The following is a 17,517-nucleotide window of genomic DNA, read 5'->3' as shown; positions in this document are numbered from 1 at the left end:
TTTCCATGAAAAAATTCTATTCTTACGTTTAAAATCTTTAGACAGTTTTCATATAATCTGATAATTCAGATAAGTCCTGTTATATTAAGTAGACACCTTTGTTTCAAGCCAATATTTGCGTTATACTTATATCGAACGATAGAAACTAGAAAGAATTTTTTAAAAGTTGGAGGTTTCTTTTATGCATGTTTTACAATTAAAAACCGGAACAATCGAGGAAAACTGTTACCTTGTCTACAATGATGAAGCGCTTTTGATCGTCGATCCAGGCGCAGATGCTGAGATGATCCAAGAACAAATCGAAAAAACGCAGCAGCAACCAGTCGCTATCTTGTTGACGCATACGCATTATGACCATATTGGCGCTGTCGAAGCATTAAGAAAAACATATGATATCCCTGTTTATGTCAGTCCATTAGAACAAGAATGGCTTGGTGACCCGATCTTGAATCTTTCAGGACTTGGACGACATGATGATATGGAAAATATCATTGTTTCTCCAGCAGAATATGAATTTGAAATGAAACAGTATCATCTTGGAAATATGTCCTTTGAAGTCGTACCAACTCCAGGACATTCCGCGGGTAGTGTCAGCTTTATTTTTGATGATTTTGTTATCTCTGGGGATGCCCTTTTCAAAGGAAGTATTGGGCGCACAGATCTTTATACAGGCAATTTAGAGCAGTTACTTTATAGTATTACCACACAGCTTTTTGTTTTACCGAACGAATTTGTGGTCTACCCTGGCCATGGAGAGCCAACAACCATCGAACACGAGAAAAAAACTAATCCATTTTTTAATGCTTAATCAAACTTAGGAGGTCGTTCAAAATGAGTGAAACAACCCTATATATCGTCCGTCATGGTAAAACCATGTTCAATACAATTGAACGTGTGCAAGGCTGGTGTGACACCCCATTGACGAAACAAGGTCAAGAAGGTATCCACTTTCTAGGAAAAGGTCTAAAAGACATCGATTTTTCTTATGCCTATTCAAGCGACAGTGGTCGAGCAAACGAAACGGCACGTATCATTTTAGGCGAACATAGCAAAGGTAAAGAAATCCCTTATTTTATCGATAAGCGGATTCGCGAGTGGTGCTTTGGTTCTTTAGAAGGTGGCTACGATATGGAAATGTGGGGTGTCATTCCTCGCGTACTAAACTTCCAAACGTACGATGAAATGTTCACCACAGATGTTACTTTTGAACAAATCGCCAATGCCATCTACGAAACGGACACTGCTGGATGGGCACAGCCTTATGCAGAATTAAAAGAACGTGTCTGGTCAGGTTTTGAGGATATCGCACACCAATGTGAGAAAAACAACGGTGGCAATGTCTTGGTTGTTTCTCATGGACTAACGATTGCTTTTCTGCTAAGTCTGATCGACCCTAGTCAACCGGTACGCGCAGGTTTGCTGAATGGAAGTGTCACAAAAGTAACCTATAAAAATGGTCGTTTTTCAATTGAAAGTGTCAATGACACAAGCTATATCGAACAAGGAAAGCAACAAACAAGAGAATCATTTATGTAGCAAGTTAGCAAATAAACGCACTGAAGTCTTCGGATTTCAGTGTGCTTATTTTTTTCACGTCTTTAGTTTTGCTTTAAGTTTGAAGAAACAATTTGGCTTTAGAAACAAAGAACGGTATACTAATTGTTGTATTTTAATTGGGAAGGAAGGAATTTATGTTTTTTTCAAATATCATAAAAGCAGCGATTCTAGGAATCATTGAAGGAATCACAGAATGGCTGCCCATCAGTAGTACAGGACATTTGATCTTAGCCGATGAATTCATCAAGCTTGATGCGAGTTCACAATTCATGTCAATGTTCAATGTCGTGATCCAATTAGGCGCGATTTTAGCCGTCGTTGTTTTATATTTCCACAAGTTGAATCCTTTTGCACCGAGTAAATCCTCGATCGAGAAAAAAGATACTTGGGTTTTATGGTCAAAAGTACTCGTTGCTTGTATTCCAGCAGCCATTATTGGTTTATTATTGGACGATTGGTTAGATGCTCATTTTTATAAATTTTTACCAGTAGCGATCGCTTTGATCGTTTACGGTATCGGCTTTATCATTGTTGAAAAACGAAACAAAAACAAAACACCTCGTTGGTCGACTTTGAATGATTTGACTTTTCAAGCAGCGATTTTGATTGGTGCTTTCCAAGTCTTAGCATTGATTCCTGGTACTTCTCGCTCTGGTGCGACGATCCTCGGAGCAATTCTTATCGGGGCTTCTCGCTTTGTCGCAACGGAGTTTTCATTTTTCCTTGGTATTCCAGTGATGTTTGGAGCCAGTGGATTAAAAATCGTGAAATACCTTGCAGATGGGAATAGTTTCCAAATGGAAGAAGTAGTTATTCTGTTAGTTGGTACTGTTGTTTCATTCGTTGTATCGATTTTTGCAATCAAGTTCTTGATCAACTACTTGAAACGTAATGACTTTACTGTTTTTGGATGGTATCGCATCATTTTAGGGGTTATCTTGATCGGTTACTGGTTTATCGCAATGTAAGATACAATGATACATTTATCGTTGACCAGTTAAATCATCGTTCCGGGCAACAAGTATGAAAAAAGTAGTAAACTCATAACCTATGAGCTTACTACTTTTTTTATTACTTCTTCCTTCTAAAGCGTCCGATCCTCATACAACAGCTTTTCGATTTTTTCATTTTCTAACAATAATATCTGATCGAAATTCTTTCGTAAGAAATAGCGATCATGCGTAACCGCTAAAATTGTCCCCGTAAATGAAGCCAGTAAGTCTTCGATTTCTTCTCTGACATAGATATCCAAATGATTGGTTGGCTCATCTAAGATCAATACATTGATTTTCTTCTGGAACAGTTTCAAAAGGTACAGCCTTACTTGTTCTCCTCCGGAAAGATCTTTGATTCTTTTAGCGACATCCCCACTAAAGAATCCAAAATTTGCTAAGACTTGTCTCGCTTTCTGCTCATCAGATATCAAGTACTTCGTATAATGTAATATCGTCTGTTCAGGGCGGTCAAACGACAATCGCTGAGGCAAATAACCAATGGAGATACTTGCGCCAGTTTTAATTGACCCTTCCTCTACTTCGGTTTCGCCTATCACTACTTTTAGAAGTGTGGATTTACCAGAGCCATTTTTACCCAATAGTGCGATCCGTTCGCCACGATAGACCATAAAAGAACTATCTGAAAACAAGCATTTGTTACCTATTGTTTTCTTGATATTTTTGGCAATCAGCACTTCCTTACCAGAAAGATTTTCCTGACGGATCTTCGTTAGCTTTTTACGCGGTACGGCTGGTGCATGGATGATCGTCATTTTCTCTAGTCTTCGCTCGATTTCTTTCGCTTTTTTTAAGTATGCTTCGTTGTCCCCTTCAGTTCCCCATTGACGATACCGGCGAATCATTAACTTCAATCGTTTGATTTCTTTTTGTTGAAGTTCATGATTCTTTTGGAGTTCTTGTACTCGTAATTGTTTCAACGTCATGTAACGACTATAATTCCCTGGATATTCGATTATCTGACCGTCCTCGATCTCCAATATTTTTTTGACTACATTGTCGAGAAAAGCCCGATCATGGGAAATCACGAGAAAGGCACAACTTGTTAGCCTCAGATATTCTTCCAGCCATTGAACAGAGTCAAGATCAAGATGATTCGTTGGTTCATCTAATAGAAGAACATCATTTTCTTGTATCAATACTTTGGCTAACTCTACTCGGATACGTTCGCCTCCACTCAACTGATCCAGTGGTGTTAAAAGCTGTCTATCAAGTCCTAAGCCTTTTAGAATACTAGTTATCCGATCTTCTAAGCCATAGCCGCCCATCGTCTCAAATCGTTGCTGCAAGTCACCATAGACTTTCATGATACGGTCCAGATCTTCAGTTGGGCTACACATTTTTTCTTCATAATAATGAAGTTGCTTTTGCAAATCATGGATCTCTTTAAAGCTTTGATAGACATAGTCAAAAGTAGCGATTGAGCCATTTTCCAGTTTTTGTGGAATGTAGCCGATCGATAGTCCTTTTTTTCTACTAGTTGTTCCTTCATCTATCCCTTCAGTTCCCATCAGAATTTGAAGAAGTGTAGTTTTTCCGGTTCCATTTTGTCCAATCAATCCGATTTTATCTTGTTGATTGATCACACAACTTAAATTTTCAAAAAGTGGGACCCCACTATAATTTTTACTGATCTTATTTGCTTGAATATACATTTTCTCGCTCCTCAAGACCAATCAAAAAAGCCATGAAAAATTCATGACCTTTTGTTATTTCATTTATTCGTTGAGTAGCTACAAATGGAATAAACATATTGAATGGTCATTTATTTTTGATTGATTTTTCTATTTTTAAGCGCACTGGTGCCTTGAATAGAAAATACAAAAATAATTGCATGACTAAAGCTGATATGATATCTAGAAAAATTATTGGCTTCTGTTATTTTAGTCAAGCTTTCCATTTAATATGTCCCTCCCTTTCACTATCTATTTGTTCAATTGTATCAAATCAAAAATCAAAGTTCAAATGAAACCCTTACCAAAAATAGCCAACCTTGTCTCAAGTCTATTCTTCTTGTGTTCACCTACACTTTCTCTAAAAAACAAAACTAGGACCTGAGACTGAATTGTAAATAATTTATTTTATTTACTTTACCTGTCGTAGTAATTGTTTTATAATTATTACGACAGATGGAGTAATTACAAAGGAGGCGATCAAGTGATATCAAGTGATGCAATTCGTGGGTATAATGATGCCATCATTTTATCTATTCTTTCCAAAGAAGACTCCTATGGATACGAAATCTCAAAACAGATTCGTGAAGGAACTGATTCAATGTATGTCATCAAGGAAACAACCTTATACTCCGCTTTTACACGCTTAGAAAAGCAAGGACTGATCCTTTCTTATCCTGGCGAAGTCACCCATGGAAAGAAGCGAACCTATTATCGAATCAGTAGCGCTGGGAAGAAATTATTAGAAGAAAAAAAAGACGAGTGGCAGCAAACAAAGATCGTTGTTGACCGTTTTCTACAAGGAGGAGAAACATGAAAACCATTAAAGATTATTTAGATAGTTTATTTTTGAATGTACCGATCACACCTGAAACGAAAAAAGCCAAAGAAGATCTATTAGCGATCATGGAAGATCAGTATCATGGATTATTAGAAGAAGGCAAATCAGAACATGAAGCAATTGGTGCAGTCATCAGCGAATTTGGCTCGATTGATGAATTATTGCAAGAATTGGAACTTTCACGTTCAGCTTTTGATGAAGAAATCTGGGAAAATGAAATCGAACTCGATGAAGCTCTTTCTTTTTGGGATAAGGTCCGCAACTTTTCTCTATTCCTTTCAGCTGGTATTGCTATTTGTATCCTAGCCGTTGGAATCATGATCTTTTTAACGAATCATTTGAATGATGTCATCGGACTTCTAGCAATGTTTGTCTTGATTGCTCTAGGTGTCGGTTTGATCATTACGTCAAGCCTAAGTTATTCAGCAACAAAGAAGAAATTAAATGATCGTCCTTATTCACAAGAAGTTAAGTTTGAGGGCAGTCGTCAAACCGAAAACTACGAGAAAAGTTTCCGTGTAGGTTTAGTTTTAGGTATCACTTTATGTATTCTATCAGTCACACCTTTTTTTGCTACTAATGCATTTGGATTTCCTACATCATTGGCTTTATTAATTTTCTTTACTGCTATTGCACTAGGTGTGTTCTTTATCGTTTATGTCAGCATCATCTATACTTGGTTTACCAAAGTGGCAGAAGGCACTTTCTTTATCTCAGATGAAGATGAGCCAGGCCCACGAGCTTCACAACACATGTATGGCGACTCAGCCGAATCGATTCGTTTATTTGAACGCCTATACTGGCCAAGTATTTTCGTCATTTACATGGTTTGGTCCTTCTTGACCCGAAGCTGGGGTTACTCTTGGCTCCTCTTTGTGTTAGGTGGCATCTTTGAAGATTATTTTCTTGAAAAATTAAAACGTAAATAACTGCTCTTTTCGTCGAATCACTCGAAATTTTCGGGTCGATTCGACTTTTTTATTGGGAGATTTTTTCTAACTAAAAGATTCTGTGATTTTTTGTACCACATTTGTTGCCTTATCTACCCATTCCCCTTTTGCAGAATCAGTCAAACGATCGCTGTATTGTTTCGTCAGCTCTTTTAGTTCTTGATTCGTGAGGTCTCTCGTGACTTGGATGGTGTTCTTTTTTGTATCTGAACTAACGCGGGCCCTTCTAGCGGTAAACAAAGTAATCAGTGCTTTTTCTAACTCTTGTCTTTGCTCATCAAACATTATTTTCATTCCTTTCCATTTAAAAATTTTTATGGTTGGATTTTGCTGAATGATAGTTTTGTTGATTTTCTGCTAATTCGTCCTCGATTTTATGTAATGCTTTGCGTACAAGATATTGTCCTTCCTCTCTTGTATCATTGATCAAACGATACGCAACACGAGGATCGATACTTTCTTCATTTGAAAATAGTCGCTGAATCATTGGAATTTTTTCTGCTAATTGATCCAAATAGCGATTAAATGAACGTTTTTCTGCTTCAAGATCCGCCATTTTATTCTCTAATTCTAATTTTTTTAGCCAATAAATCTCTTCGATTTGTTTCATTTCTTTCGATTCATTATCAGTCATCACTAGAATGTTCCTTTCTTAAATTGGCTTGCTAGTTCACTATCCAATTGTATCTGGCGCTCGATCGTTCGATTGATTTGGTAAATCAGATCTTCATAACTTGATTTGATCGAGCGAAGTTGATTCAACGACGCTTCATAATCAGTGACTGGTTCGATCAATACTTGTTGTCGAGTGACTCCCCCTTGCTCTAATGCTTCTATTTGTTCCATTTCTGTAAGGTTGCTTCCAAATGAACGAGCACTAGCTATTGTCGCTTGCCACAGTTCGTTTGCCTGATCGATACCCGTTTGATAGACCGTCATCAGATCAGTGATTTTTTCATCAATCACTGATTTCATTCCCGAGACAATACTTTTAGCTTGAACTGCATCAAGGTAGACTTCTTTAGTTGTCGACATTCCTCCTGCTTGACTCCCCCAAGTACCCATAAGACCAGCAAACGATCTTTCCTTCAATCGTCTCTGATATTCGATTAATACATTGCCACTACCATTCGTTGTTAATAAATCACCATCTTCATCAAATTGGTAACCGCCCCACATATGTTGATCGATCGTTCCCATCAAGCCCAGCGGTTCAGATAATGGATAAACGATCTGTCCAACTGCCTTTTTGCCGTTCCCGTAACCAATCGTAACTAAATCTTTTGAATCAATGTAATTCAACACACGATACTCTTCGGTCAAATAATCCGCTTGCTGTTTTTGTTCAGGTGTTAATACTTCATAGATATTCGGCCCCTGATACACATAGCCATAGACTCGATCAGCATCACTTGAACTGATACTAGCCAACGCATATTGCGCATTCATTGATCCTAAAGAGTGCCCATATACATTGAATTCAGCATTTGGATAAGCTTTCAATGTTTTTTGAAGCGTAACAGCAGAAGACTGGAGCTGAGGCATTCCAGTTGACCCACCACCATTGATCACCTGAAAAGCTGTATAAAAATTGTTGTATATCCAATCTAATTTAGTATCCAATGAAGAATCAAACGACGAACCACGATACAAAACAGTAACTTCTTTTACATTTTCCCTTTCGCTGAGAGGTGCGGATAACGGTACATATTTGCTATCGGTGATGATAAAGGATTGTTCTCCGGTGAATTTGCTATTGATGTGGGAGACGTAGCCGATATTTATTTTATTATTATTTATTGAAAAAGGACTGTCCCTATCTAATTGTTCGTATTGCTTCTTTGCTATTTCAACCTTATCCTTTTCAGTATTCTTCACTGTCATCCATCCCTTCTTTTAATAATTTATCAAGTGCATTAGACCAACCTCCACCACCATTTTCTAGTTCACCAAGTTGCCCGTTTATCATATAGCGGTTTAAAATATTATAAGCAAGTAGTTCATCATTATCATTGATAATCAGTTGCACGCTTATACCGCCCATCGGATTCCTCTTAATACTTTCATAATCAATTTTATAACTTTTTATGACGCCTTCAGATGTCAGCGCCTTTGGTTCTATATTTTTCAGCCCTGCTTCAAAAACGATTTTTGCTTCTTCACTTTCGACTATCTTAATCATTTCTTCTTCTAACTTTAAATGGTTCATGTACATCGTTCCTCCTATCCATAATAGGCATATGCCAGCGATGATCAATACGATTTGGCGCTTTTTGATCGGTTTTCGCTTCATAAATGACCTCCTTTTTCTTTAATGTTTTTATGTTATCTCTTTTTTAAGAGTTTTTTTCAGCCTATACTTATTTCTATGTACACATCTTCTGTCTATAAAGGAGACAAAAAAATCATCTTTCAAAAGATTGATTGCCGCCAACCCAATTTAGTATCCAATGAAGAATCAAATGACGAACCACGATACAAAACAGTAACTTCTTTTACGTTTTCCCTTTCGCTGAGAGGTGCGGATAACGGTACATATTTGCTATCGGTGATGATAAAGGATTGTTCTCCGGTGAATTTGCAGTTGATGTGGGAGACGTAGCCAATCAAGTTTTTATTCCCATTTATAAATATCTCCCCTTTCAGATGTAAATCTTCATATTATTGCTTTGCTATTTCAACCTTTGCTTCTTCATTATTCCTCACTATCTTCCACTCCTTCTTTCAACAATTCACCTAGTTCATAGGTAGTATTTGCGCTACCAATTTTAAGATTACCTAGCTCGCCATCTATCGAATTACGACTTAGTAGGTTGGAAATAACTAGTTTATAATTACCATTGATAATTAGGGGTACACTAATACCTCCCATTGGATTGCTCTTAATATTTTCATAATCGATTTTATAACTTTTAATCACTCCTTCAGCTGTCAACGCATTAGGATCCAAGTTTTTTAATCCTGTTTCCAAAACGTTTTTTGCTTCTTCACTTTTGACTACCTTGATCATTTCTTCTTCTAACTTTAAATGGTCCATATACATCGTTCCTCCAATCCACAATAGGCATATGCCAGTGATGATCAATACGATTTGGCGCTTTTTGATCCATTTTCGCTTCATAAATGACCTCCTTTTTAAATATGTCTATCATTGTTCAATCGTCAGCACTACATTACAGTTTTTATGTATTTTTTATTGATCAACCTATGTATAGAATGACATGTCACATAATCTTAGTCTCTTTGTTTTATCTCCTCTTATTTAATTACGCCATTTCGATTGACTCACACAAAAATCTAACTTTTTCCTTTTGTGTATCGTTTATTTGTTACTTTTTTCACATCAAGTATACACGACAATCCAATCATTCTTTCCTTAACTTCATAAAAACATGTTTTGACATCATCAACGTAGCTATTTATCTCATTTTTGTATTCTGAATTAATTTTCACTACATTCTATTCTTTCCATGATCTATCAAACATTTTACTAATGACTCTTTTGCAACGTCATAAAAAAATGGTATGATGGTTAATTAGAAAGTGAGGTTTTCTTATGGAAAGTTGGTTATTTCTTGGGTTGATCATGCTAGTTGCCGTCCTTGCTAAAAATCAGAGTTTGATGTTAGCGACTGGTTTTATTTTACTTGTTAAGTTTATTCCTGCATCTAAAGATTTTTTGACATGGCTTCAAGGCAAAGGGATCAATATTGGTGTGACGATCATTACTGCCGCCATCTTAGTGCCTATTGCTACTGGTGATATTGGTTTAAAAGATTTACTTGATGCCTTTAAATCACCCATGGGTTGGGTAGCGATCTTTTGTGGTGGATTAGTGGCTGTACTTTCGTCTAAGGGTGTTGGCTTGATTGCTACAGATCCACAGATCACCGTGGCTTTAGTCTTCGGTACGATCTTAGGTGTCGTTTTCTTAAAAGGGATCGCAGCTGGTCCTGTCATTGCCTCAGGGATTGCTTATTGCATTCTACAGTTATTTTCTTTTAATAAATAATCAAGCATTGAGTGGCTGAAGAAAGGATATTTTTGGCGTTCATGGTATACTGATTTTGAGGTGATCACAACATGCAAAAACTAAAATATTTCTTTGGAACTGTTGGTTGGTTTTTATTGGCTGTTCTATTGATTATTGGATTGACCTACTTACTATTTCCTGATCTGATCCAAAATGTCTTTGATGCCAATTTCTAATAGACGTAACTGTTTTTTCAAATAGTTAGAAAAAAGAGTCGGAAAACTTGAATGCTTATGATATCATTCAAGTTCTTTCGGCTTTTTTTTGGCTTGATGCTTCTTTTTTGTTATACTAGGTGTGAGTACACCTCTTTTATGTTAGAAATTTTAAAAGAAGTGCGCAATGTTTGAATCAGAAGAAAGGAAGACGCTCATGGAAACTTTTGAAGGTCTTTTGATTGATACCTATGTTTTACAAGAACAACCAATGATGTTGACTGGTTTGAATCTCCAACTTGAAGATCGCATGATCAATTGCCTACTTAAAGATCGCTATTTGGCAAAATATGTTTTACGTTTACCATTAAACAAGTATGTATTGGAAGTTAGTGGAAAATGGAATCGCCGAAACCAATTAGTCATCAAGCGAATGATGATCAAGAACATCGATGAATACATCAAAATCATCGGAACACCTGAATAGTTTGTTTTCTTTTATTTTTTCAGTTATAAAATAACTATTCAATGTTAACGTTATGATTCATTGGTTTAAAGCAATCGTATCCCTTTTCAAAAAAAACTTTGCAAACGGTTGACTTTGTTATATACTAGTCCAGTACCAAACATCCCATTCAATTATTTATTTACCAAGATAAATTAAACCACGTTTGGTTAAGCGCTTGTTGTCTCCCACAACAGCGCTTTTTCTCTTTTATTCTTTCATCTTCTCTGCGCCTAAATCCACTGTCTCTGACAATTTCCTACGTGTTAAGGAAAAAAACTTGTCATGTTGATATTGCAATGCGCGCTCGCATTAGGTATAATAATGAATGTTGAATTATGCGGTAACACGCGTAAGAACTTTACTTATCGGAGGTGAAACAAATGCCAAACATTGAATCTGCAATCAAACGTGTTCGCACAAGCGAAAACGCGAATGTAAAAAATTCATCTCAAACTAGTGCTATGCGTACTGCAATCAAAAAATTTGAGGATGCTGTAGCTTCAGGTGCTGACAACGTAGATGCGTTATACAAAGACGCTACTAAAGCGATCGATATGGCTGAAACTAAAGGTCTTATCCACAAAAACAAAGCAAACCGCGACAAATCTCGTTTAAGCAAAAAAATCGCTAAATAAGGAAATCGGCTACGGCCGGTTTTTTTATTTATTTTCTTATAAATAAACACACACCACTTTCGCTGATTCTTTCAATCATCGACGAAAATCGTGTGTGTTTTTGTTTGCTATTAAAACTATCTATTTTTAAGTCTTTCAGCCGCTTGGAACACAAATAGTTGAAAGCTCAATTTTTTTTCGATCTGCCCGGTTTTCACCTGATAATCCATTTCAACGAGTTGGTCGAACAATTGGACTAATGTTTGTTCATCGAACTTCCTGACTTCTTGCATCGCTAGTTTGACGCGATATGGATGAATCTTCAAGGTTTCAGCGATATTCGCTTGTTGATAGCCGATTTTCACTAGAAATTTTGTTTGGAGATACAAGCGCAGTTGAGAAAGCAAAATCGCGTTGATCTTGATGATCTCTTCCCCTTGCGTCACTAAATCTTCGAATAATCGTAACGTATGCTCTGTATTACCAGAAAGCATGTATTGTGTCATGTCAAAAATATTGTGTTCCAATGTCTTGGGTACTAATTGCTCGATCTCCCGTGCAGTGATTTCTGATTGATTTTGACCATATAAGAGCAATTTATCTAATTCTGCCATCATTTTTGATAAATCCAAGTCTGTCAATCGCAAAAAGAGATCGATTGCCTTACGATCTAAAGTGATTGGCGTATTTTCTAAGGTATTCAATAAATACTGTCGCACTTCTTTTTCATTCAACTGTTGTACGTTGATCGTTATAGCTGTTTTCTTTAATTGCTTGGTGACTTTCTTGCGTTCATCCAATTTTTCGTACGATGCAAAAAATACGAGTACTGTTGATTCAAGTGGTTCTTTTAGATAATCTACTAAAAGATCCGTATTTTGTTCAACACTATTATTGCTTTTTTCACCCGTCAAAAAATAGGGATTTTCAACAAAGACCACTCGTTGATCACCAAAAAACGGTAACGTTTCTGCTTCTGCGATCACGTCGTCGATCGTTGCTTGATTCATATCAAATCGTAGAAAATTAAGATCATCTTCTCCAGATATTTGTATTTTCTTGAGGATTTCTGTGCGCACTTGATCTTGTAAAAATTTCTCTGTTCCTAAAACGAGATAACAAGGTGCGAGTTTTTCTTTACGGATTTTTTGTAGTTCAGCTTGTATACTCACATCTCTCACCACTTTCCAATTTATCCTATCATGAGAAAACAAAAATTACTAGTCTATCATTTTCAATAGACGTCCATTTTGCGCCCAAAGAGGATGCCAATAAAAAGTGATTGCTCCATTTTGATCTGTCCGGTAAACTGCTATCTCTAAACTTTCTAACGTATCCATAACTTCTGGATGCGGATGACCATAGCGATTATTCAATCCATTCGACAAGATACCAATACTTGGCTGTAACGCCTCCAGAAATCTCGGATGACTTGAACTGCGGCTCCCATGATGCCCTAGTTTGACGACATCGGCTTTTAGTGTTGGATAAGTCGCCAATAGTTCGAGTTCTCCTTCTTGGTCCAAATCACCTAAGAATAAAAACCGCTGATTCTTATACATAAACCAAAGAACGATTGAATCTTCATTTTTCCCCTGCCCTTTTTTGTTAGGCATCAAAACAGACAATTCAAAGTATGCGGATAGCCGTTCGCCTTGCTTGACCTCTATGATCTTCGTACCTTCCTTACTGAGTTTTAGTAGGCGTTCTCGAAACTTTTGATCTTGAAGTGCGCCCCAACCAATATAGATTTGTTCAATGGTGAAATGTGACGCGAGTCTTTCCAATTCGCCGATATGGTCGGTGTCATTGTGCGTGAGAAATAATTTAGAGATTCGTGTGATACCTTGCCCTTTTAAATAAGGTACAATATTATTTTCTGCATGAGGACGAGTGACTCGTTGTTGCCAAGGCTCATTTTTAAAGGTCAATCTTCCCCCTGTATCAATCAATATCACTTCTTGTTTCCTTGGGCTTTTTAGTAGAATACTATCCCCTTGTCCGACATCGATAAACGTAATCGTTGTCGTGCTATCAAACATTGGTAGCAAGAAAAAGCTGGTGATGATCGGTAATGTATACGTGATTTTTTTCCTTAAAGAAAGCGTGGTTCTTTCAAAAATCAATAAGAGGATTATGATGCTTAATAAAACAAAAAAGAAGGCCGGCTGACCGAAAGTCAATGTGGAAAAATCAAAGCAAGCGAGGAATGTTTCAAAGTGAAATAAAAAAGATTCGCTGAGGTCGATTACTGTTTGCGGAAGGATACTCCCTGTTAAAAACAGTAAAAATACACCTGGAAGAACGATCGATTGGAACAAAGGAATCATGATCATGGTAAATAAACCACCTAAAAATGACCATTCGTAGAAATACCATGTACTTAATGGTAACAAGATGATCGTTGTTTGAAATACAATAAACAAACGGTCTTGCCACCCTTTTGATGCATGAGGGAGCATCATGAAAAGAAAACTCAGCCACAAGCTTAGTTGTCCGCCTGTTTGAAGGAGGATCAATGGATCGTACAATAGTAGCACCCATAGACTGATTGAATAGCAATCAAGTACGGATAATTTGATGGAACATAATTTTAGTAGAAGTTTTAATACAAATAAGCTCCCTGCTCTGACAACAGAAAACGAACCTCCAGCAAGTAAAACATACGTCCCTGTGAGTAGGATCAGAGGGAAAATACTGATTTGTAAAAGACAGCCGCTTCTTCGAAAAAAGTAATATAACCAACCTAAATAATAATGGACGTGCATGCCAGATACACTAAATAAATGAAGTAACCCTGTTTCTTTAAAAATCGTCTCTGATTCGCGAAAGGAATGATCGCGAAAACCGAATAGTAAAACATTGATGTATATTCCTATTTTTTGAGGAAATCTTTCCTTAACATAGTGGATCGCTTTTCCCCGAAGTTCGCCAACGAGATGTCTCCAGTCGCTTGTAGCAGAAACGAGTTGAAAATCAGTCGCATGGAAACGACCACTGATACGTCTGCCTCTTAGATAGCTGTTTGTATCAAAAGCATAGCGATTGCGTAATGGTTCTATCATCTGGTAACTTCCATTGACCTGAAGCTGGATCGTTTCACCTCGAAAGTCCTCCCATCGCTCTGCTTCCTCTTTTGTTTTCGCTTGGTAACTTAGTTGGATTCTATGTTCTGTTGGTAGTCTCCGTGCTTCTACAGTCAACCAGTCGCCATTGCGTTGAAGCATATCAGTTGCTAGTAACAACTGCTCAGTGGTTTTAGTCTGATCGATCGTAGGGATCTCTGCTCGCAGACAAGCGAACCAGACGGTCACGGTACAAAAACAACAAAGAAAGATTACTGTACGGTTTTGTTTCAATAAAATGAGAAGAAAAAGACCAGCGATCACACGAGGCAGATCATGCTCGCTATAATAGACGGAACATAAAATGATCGAAGAGATTGCTGGTAATATCAAGTGGTTACGAACTTGTTCGCCAAATCGTTTAATCAAGTTCTCCTGTTGATTCATGTTGCAGTTTTGCAAAATATTTCATATCTAAGCTTACCTGATGGACGGATGCGCCCAATTGAGTAATCAATGACTGTGCATAGGGGTCATTACGATAATCATGTAAATAATGGATCTTTCTGATCCCTGCTTGAAGCAACGCTTTTGTACATGCCAAACATGGAAAATGGGTGACATAGATTTCGGCACCTTCTGTAGGCACACCTAATTTTGCACATTGCAATAACGCATTCATTTCTGCATGGATCGTCCGCAGGCAATGGCCATTTACGACGTAACAGCCTTCGTCGATACAATGAACATCCCCGCTCACTGCGCCATTATAACCGCCCGCAATGATCCGTTTGTCCCTCACGAGGGTCGCACCTACTTCTAAACGTGTACAAGTACTTCTTAATGATAATAATACAGCCTGTGCCATAAAATACTGATCCCAAGGAATCCGTTCATTGCTCATAATTTGTCACCTCAATGGTTTAGTCTATTGTAATTGTAACGAAGTTTTTGAGTTTTTCAACCGTCTTTTCGCCAAATCCTGAAATTTCTTTTAAACTTTCGATCGTTTGAAAAGAGCCATTGGTTTCGCGATAGTTGATGATCTCTTGTGCTTTCATTACGCCGATACCTGGAAGCTCTTGTAATTCAGTTAAAGAGGCGGTATTGAGGTTTACTTTTTTATCCTCTAGTTCTTCTTCCTCTGTTACGGCGGTAAATTCGGGCAATACTTCCCCAACTTCTGGGATATATAGAACTTGTTGGTCCGAGACTTTTGCTGCAAAGTTGATTTGTTTTTCATCCGCTTTAGGCGTCAATCCCCCTGCTTTTTGGATAATGTCAAATACCCGTTCTACGTCTGTGAAAGCATACATCCCCGGTTGTTGGACGTTTCCTTTCACGTCTACATACATGACTCGTTCGCTTGTTGTTTCGCTGATTGCAGACTCTTGTGTACTTGATGAGTATGTCATGAAAGGTTCTTCCGCAAATTCATTTAAAGGATTAGAGTCATTCGATCGATAGATAAACACTACTGAAACGCTAAGAAGCAATAAACTGACTATGATGAACCCCATTATACGTTTTGGCGAATCCAAGAATTCTTGAACAATTTTCTTCATTGGTTTGGCAATTACTTTCCCTTTCTAAAAAATAGTAAAGGAACACTTTGTTGTAATGCTCCTTCACTATTAGATACGCCTAAAACGTTTAATTCATTTTATGTATGAAGCACGACTTATGCCCGTTGTTGTGAATTATATTTTGGTTTCAGGCTTCGAGACGGTACTTCAGGCGGTCGGTTATTGCCAGATTTTCGTACCGCTTCTTGCATGGTAAGATTCAAAGGGCGTTTTGAAGTCCCATGGTCCTGGTGGGTAAACGTTCCTTTAGGCGCTCCAGAACCATTTTCTATCTCCCATACTCGTTGCATCACCGAACGCTTACTATTACTAGTTTGCTCTTTCGCCATGGATGTTGATGTACTTGCTACTTGTTGCGGTGCGGAGCGTAATTCCTGAAGTATCGAATTGCGCCTTTCAAAGGCTTTTTTCAACGAACCGTTTCCTGCACTGATTTGTGAGACCGCTGAATCATGAGAAACTTCTGATATAGTCGATAAACGTCTAGGCATGATCGGGTTATCATGGTGTCCAGTAAATGGCACCTCTCCATGGACAGAAGGGTTTCTCCTGTGTTTTTTTGGAGGTAATTTTGGCGGATTTTCTTGTTGCTCAATGACAAGTTCTTTCCGTTCATGTATTTGTTGATTATTTTCTCGTGAAACTTTTATATTTACCTCAACTGTATCCTTATTTAATTCTGAAAATGCTTGAGCTACTGTATGTTGAATCACTGCATAAGGAATCTCGTCAGATGTACTATTCACAGTAACAGAGTAAGTGGGCTTTTTTCCTATCGGATTTACTGGCAAGTCGAGGTCAGCGTAAACCAATTCTTTTTCTGACTCCTTTTTTTTCCATGTACTTATTGGATTTTTTGGCGGTTGTTGATTTCGTTGATCAGGTTTTCTTTCCTGTTGTATATGCTTAATCGGTTTCCTATGTGTCGCTGTCTCCTGAAGACGGCTGATTTCACTAACGACTTTTGCCTCATCGATTGCTACTGGTCGATCGATCGATACTCCTTTATTAATGATTCCTTGAAGGTATTCTCGATCAAAATATTTGCTATTCAGTTCTTTCAATGTATTTTCGTATTTTTTTGGCTCTTTCACTTGGTCTCGTCTAAGGACAAAGTTGAAAAATCGATCAGACCTACTTTGTTTTTTCTGTTTAAAATCAGTTAGAATTTGTCTGATCCATAACGCACCGTTGCGATGCTTTGGTAACTGATCTTGTGTTTCTTCCATTTGTTTGTGACACTCGATCAATACTCTTTTGAAATCTGCTGTTTTGTTCAAATGTCCAAAGTGTTTCTTATACCTTTTGATTGAGTAATATTGCCCAAAGTCAAATGATGATTGACGATTACTTGATTGTTCCATATGTTGATTGCTCCTTTCCAACTCTTTTGTTATATGGTAGCAAATTTAGTTAAAATAACCTACAAAATAACAAAACGTTTTTTTGCTATTTTTGAAATAAACGAAAAAGTAGAAGTCCTGAATAAAATCAGACTTCTACTTTTTCGTATTTTTAAAAT

Annotated in this window: 21 protein-coding genes; 9 read left to right on the top strand and 12 right to left on the bottom strand. The window is 37.4% G+C overall.

Going from position 1 to position 17,517, the window contains the following annotated elements; translation table 11 throughout:
• Window positions 1-181 precede the first annotated feature (181 nt).
• The 3 genes from IGL24_RS06430 to IGL24_RS06420 all read left to right on the top strand — a co-directional run bounded on the left by IGL24_RS06430 (window position 182) and on the right by IGL24_RS06420 (window position 2,525).
• Window positions 182-808, top strand: coding sequence for an MBL fold metallo-hydrolase (locus IGL24_RS06430; protein WP_206857803.1), 627 nt, complete (start codon window positions 182-184; stop codon window positions 806-808).
• A gap of 23 nt (window positions 809-831) precedes the next feature.
• Complete coding sequence (locus tag IGL24_RS06425; protein WP_207699360.1) at window positions 832-1,536, top strand: histidine phosphatase family protein; 705 nt, start codon at window positions 832-834, stop codon at window positions 1,534-1,536.
• 155 nt (window positions 1,537-1,691) lie between these two features.
• Complete coding sequence (locus IGL24_RS06420) at window positions 1,692-2,525, top strand: undecaprenyl-diphosphate phosphatase (RefSeq protein ID WP_206857805.1); 834 nt, start codon at window positions 1,692-1,694, stop codon at window positions 2,523-2,525.
• Window positions 2,526-2,641: 116 nt separating this feature from the next.
• On the opposite strand, the gene abc-f is transcribed toward IGL24_RS06420, so the two are convergent.
• Both abc-f and IGL24_RS06410 read right to left on the bottom strand, forming a co-directional pair.
• Window positions 2,642-4,225, bottom strand: coding sequence for a ribosomal protection-like ABC-F family protein (gene abc-f, locus IGL24_RS06415; RefSeq protein ID WP_207699361.1), 1,584 nt, complete (start codon window positions 4,223-4,225; stop codon window positions 2,642-2,644).
• Window positions 4,226-4,335: 110 nt separating this feature from the next.
• Window positions 4,336-4,470 (bottom strand): hypothetical protein, encoded by a 135-nt coding sequence (locus IGL24_RS06410; RefSeq protein ID WP_277989385.1) that lies wholly within the window; start codon window positions 4,468-4,470, stop codon window positions 4,336-4,338.
• Between the two features lie 257 nt (window positions 4,471-4,727).
• Between IGL24_RS06410 and IGL24_RS06405 the strand changes: the two genes are divergently transcribed.
• Window positions 4,728-5,060, top strand: a complete 333-nt coding sequence (locus IGL24_RS06405; protein ID WP_207699362.1) for a helix-turn-helix transcriptional regulator — start codon at window positions 4,728-4,730, stop codon at window positions 5,058-5,060.
• Window positions 5,057-6,013 (top strand): permease prefix domain 1-containing protein, encoded by a 957-nt coding sequence (locus tag IGL24_RS06400; protein WP_207699363.1) that lies wholly within the window; start codon window positions 5,057-5,059, stop codon window positions 6,011-6,013. The genes IGL24_RS06405 and IGL24_RS06400 overlap by 4 nt, the downstream gene beginning before the upstream one ends.
• Window positions 6,014-6,079: 66 nt before the next feature.
• Here IGL24_RS06400 and IGL24_RS06395 read toward each other — a convergent pair whose 3' ends face one another.
• The 5 genes from IGL24_RS06395 to IGL24_RS06375 all read right to left on the bottom strand — a co-directional run bounded on the left by IGL24_RS06395 (window position 6,080) and on the right by IGL24_RS06375 (window position 9,155).
• Window positions 6,080-6,319: a hypothetical protein gene (locus IGL24_RS06395; protein ID WP_207699364.1), complete on the bottom strand. Its 240-nt coding sequence runs from the start codon at window positions 6,317-6,319 to the stop codon at window positions 6,080-6,082.
• Between the two features lie 19 nt (window positions 6,320-6,338).
• Window positions 6,339-6,668, bottom strand: coding sequence for a hypothetical protein (locus tag IGL24_RS06390; RefSeq protein WP_207699365.1), 330 nt, complete (start codon window positions 6,666-6,668; stop codon window positions 6,339-6,341).
• A 2-nt stretch (window positions 6,669-6,670) separates the two neighbouring features.
• The gene (locus IGL24_RS06385) at window positions 6,671-7,918 is read right to left on the bottom strand and encodes a hypothetical protein (protein ID WP_207699366.1); all 1,248 of its coding nucleotides are present in this window, start codon (window positions 7,916-7,918) and stop codon (window positions 6,671-6,673) included.
• Window positions 7,899-8,327 (bottom strand): DUF1310 family protein, encoded by a 429-nt coding sequence (locus IGL24_RS06380; protein WP_206857825.1) that lies wholly within the window; start codon window positions 8,325-8,327, stop codon window positions 7,899-7,901. Before IGL24_RS06380 ends, IGL24_RS06385 begins: the two co-directional genes overlap by 20 nt.
• Window positions 8,328-8,729: 402 nt before the next feature.
• Window positions 8,730-9,155 carry a DUF1310 family protein gene (locus tag IGL24_RS06375; protein WP_206857829.1) on the bottom strand — a complete coding sequence of 142 codons (426 nt, stop codon included), beginning with the start codon at window positions 9,153-9,155 and terminating at the stop codon, window positions 8,730-8,732.
• Window positions 9,156-9,590: 435 nt separating this feature from the next.
• Here IGL24_RS06375 and IGL24_RS06370 point away from each other — a divergent pair, with 435 nt between their 5' ends.
• The 4 genes from IGL24_RS06370 (at window position 9,591) to rpsT (ending at window position 11,365) form a co-directional block, all read left to right on the top strand.
• Entirely contained in the window at window positions 9,591-10,046 is a 456-nt protein-coding gene (locus IGL24_RS06370) for a DUF441 domain-containing protein (RefSeq protein ID WP_010735644.1), read from the top strand.
• Between the two features lie 71 nt (window positions 10,047-10,117).
• Window positions 10,118-10,243, top strand: coding sequence for a hypothetical protein (locus tag IGL24_RS06365; protein WP_010735645.1), 126 nt, complete (start codon window positions 10,118-10,120; stop codon window positions 10,241-10,243).
• A 196-nt stretch (window positions 10,244-10,439) separates the two neighbouring features.
• Window positions 10,440-10,709: a hypothetical protein gene (locus tag IGL24_RS06360; protein WP_206857831.1), complete on the top strand. Its 270-nt coding sequence runs from the start codon at window positions 10,440-10,442 to the stop codon at window positions 10,707-10,709.
• 401 nt (window positions 10,710-11,110) lie between these two features.
• Window positions 11,111-11,365, top strand: a complete 255-nt coding sequence (rpsT, locus tag IGL24_RS06355) for a 30S ribosomal protein S20 (RefSeq protein ID WP_206857832.1) — start codon at window positions 11,111-11,113, stop codon at window positions 11,363-11,365.
• A gap of 116 nt (window positions 11,366-11,481) precedes the next feature.
• Here rpsT and holA read toward each other — a convergent pair whose 3' ends face one another.
• The 5 genes from holA to IGL24_RS06330 all read right to left on the bottom strand — a co-directional run bounded on the left by holA (window position 11,482) and on the right by IGL24_RS06330 (window position 17,359).
• On the bottom strand, window positions 11,482-12,528 hold the full coding sequence (holA, locus tag IGL24_RS06350; protein ID WP_207114830.1) for a DNA polymerase III subunit delta: 1,047 nt from the start codon (window positions 12,526-12,528) through the stop codon (window positions 11,482-11,484).
• A gap of 36 nt (window positions 12,529-12,564) precedes the next feature.
• Window positions 12,565-14,856, bottom strand: a complete 2,292-nt coding sequence (locus IGL24_RS06345) for a DNA internalization-related competence protein ComEC/Rec2 (RefSeq protein WP_429968416.1) — start codon at window positions 14,854-14,856, stop codon at window positions 12,565-12,567.
• A complete protein-coding gene (locus IGL24_RS06340; RefSeq protein ID WP_206857836.1) occupies window positions 14,831-15,313 on the bottom strand; it encodes a ComE operon protein 2 in 483 nt (160 codons plus the stop codon). Before IGL24_RS06340 ends, IGL24_RS06345 begins: the two co-directional genes overlap by 26 nt.
• Before the next feature lie 19 nt (window positions 15,314-15,332).
• Complete coding sequence (locus IGL24_RS06335) at window positions 15,333-15,974, bottom strand: helix-hairpin-helix domain-containing protein (protein ID WP_207699368.1); 642 nt, start codon at window positions 15,972-15,974, stop codon at window positions 15,333-15,335.
• A 116-nt stretch (window positions 15,975-16,090) separates the two neighbouring features.
• Window positions 16,091-17,359, bottom strand: a complete 1,269-nt coding sequence (locus tag IGL24_RS06330; RefSeq protein ID WP_207699369.1) for a hypothetical protein — start codon at window positions 17,357-17,359, stop codon at window positions 16,091-16,093.
• Window positions 17,360-17,517: the final 158 nt, after the last annotated feature.

Origin of the sequence: Enterococcus sp. DIV2371 (assembly GCF_050498525.1) — a bacterium.
Classification (GTDB): domain Bacteria; phylum Bacillota; class Bacilli; order Lactobacillales; family Enterococcaceae; genus Enterococcus_B; species Enterococcus_B mangumiae.
The sequence above is the reverse complement of the archived record's forward strand: the minus strand, read 5'-3'. Positions and strand labels throughout refer to the sequence as shown.

Bases quoted from the DNA above. Each gene is read 5' to 3' on its own strand.
- IGL24_RS06340 (WP_206857836.1), bottom strand. From the start codon at position 15,313: ATGAGCAATGAACGGATTCCTTGGGATCAGTATTTTATGGCACAGGCT.
- IGL24_RS06335 (WP_207699368.1), bottom strand. From the start codon at position 15,974: ATGAAGAAAATTGTTCAAGAATTCTTGGATTCGCCAAAACGTATAATG.
- IGL24_RS06430 (WP_206857803.1), top strand. From the start codon at position 182: ATGCATGTTTTACAATTAAAAACCGGAACAATCGAGGAAAACTGTTAC.
- IGL24_RS06380 (WP_206857825.1), bottom strand. From the start codon at position 8,327: ATGAAGCGAAAACCGATCAAAAAGCGCCAAATCGTATTGATCATCGCT.
- IGL24_RS06360 (WP_206857831.1), top strand. From the start codon at position 10,440: ATGGAAACTTTTGAAGGTCTTTTGATTGATACCTATGTTTTACAAGAA.
- IGL24_RS06420 (WP_206857805.1), top strand. From the start codon at position 1,692: ATGTTTTTTTCAAATATCATAAAAGCAGCGATTCTAGGAATCATTGAA.
- rpsT (WP_206857832.1), top strand. From the start codon at position 11,111: ATGCCAAACATTGAATCTGCAATCAAACGTGTTCGCACAAGCGAAAAC.
- IGL24_RS06395 (WP_207699364.1), bottom strand. From the start codon at position 6,319: ATGTTTGATGAGCAAAGACAAGAGTTAGAAAAAGCACTGATTACTTTG.
- IGL24_RS06330 (WP_207699369.1), bottom strand. From the start codon at position 17,359: ATGGAACAATCAAGTAATCGTCAATCATCATTTGACTTTGGGCAATAT.
- IGL24_RS06345 (WP_429968416.1), bottom strand. From the start codon at position 14,856: ATGAATCAACAGGAGAACTTGATTAAACGATTTGGCGAACAAGTTCGT.
- IGL24_RS06425 (WP_207699360.1), top strand. From the start codon at position 832: ATGAGTGAAACAACCCTATATATCGTCCGTCATGGTAAAACCATGTTC.
- IGL24_RS06390 (WP_207699365.1), bottom strand. From the start codon at position 6,668: ATGACTGATAATGAATCGAAAGAAATGAAACAAATCGAAGAGATTTAT.
- abc-f (WP_207699361.1), bottom strand. From the start codon at position 4,225: ATGTATATTCAAGCAAATAAGATCAGTAAAAATTATAGTGGGGTCCCA.
- IGL24_RS06370 (WP_010735644.1), top strand. From the start codon at position 9,591: ATGGAAAGTTGGTTATTTCTTGGGTTGATCATGCTAGTTGCCGTCCTT.
- IGL24_RS06375 (WP_206857829.1), bottom strand. From the start codon at position 9,155: ATGAAGCGAAAATGGATCAAAAAGCGCCAAATCGTATTGATCATCACT.
- IGL24_RS06410 (WP_277989385.1), bottom strand. From the start codon at position 4,470: ATGGAAAGCTTGACTAAAATAACAGAAGCCAATAATTTTTCTAGATAT.
- IGL24_RS06400 (WP_207699363.1), top strand. From the start codon at position 5,057: ATGAAAACCATTAAAGATTATTTAGATAGTTTATTTTTGAATGTACCG.
- IGL24_RS06365 (WP_010735645.1), top strand. From the start codon at position 10,118: ATGCAAAAACTAAAATATTTCTTTGGAACTGTTGGTTGGTTTTTATTG.
- IGL24_RS06385 (WP_207699366.1), bottom strand. From the start codon at position 7,918: ATGACAGTGAAGAATACTGAAAAGGATAAGGTTGAAATAGCAAAGAAG.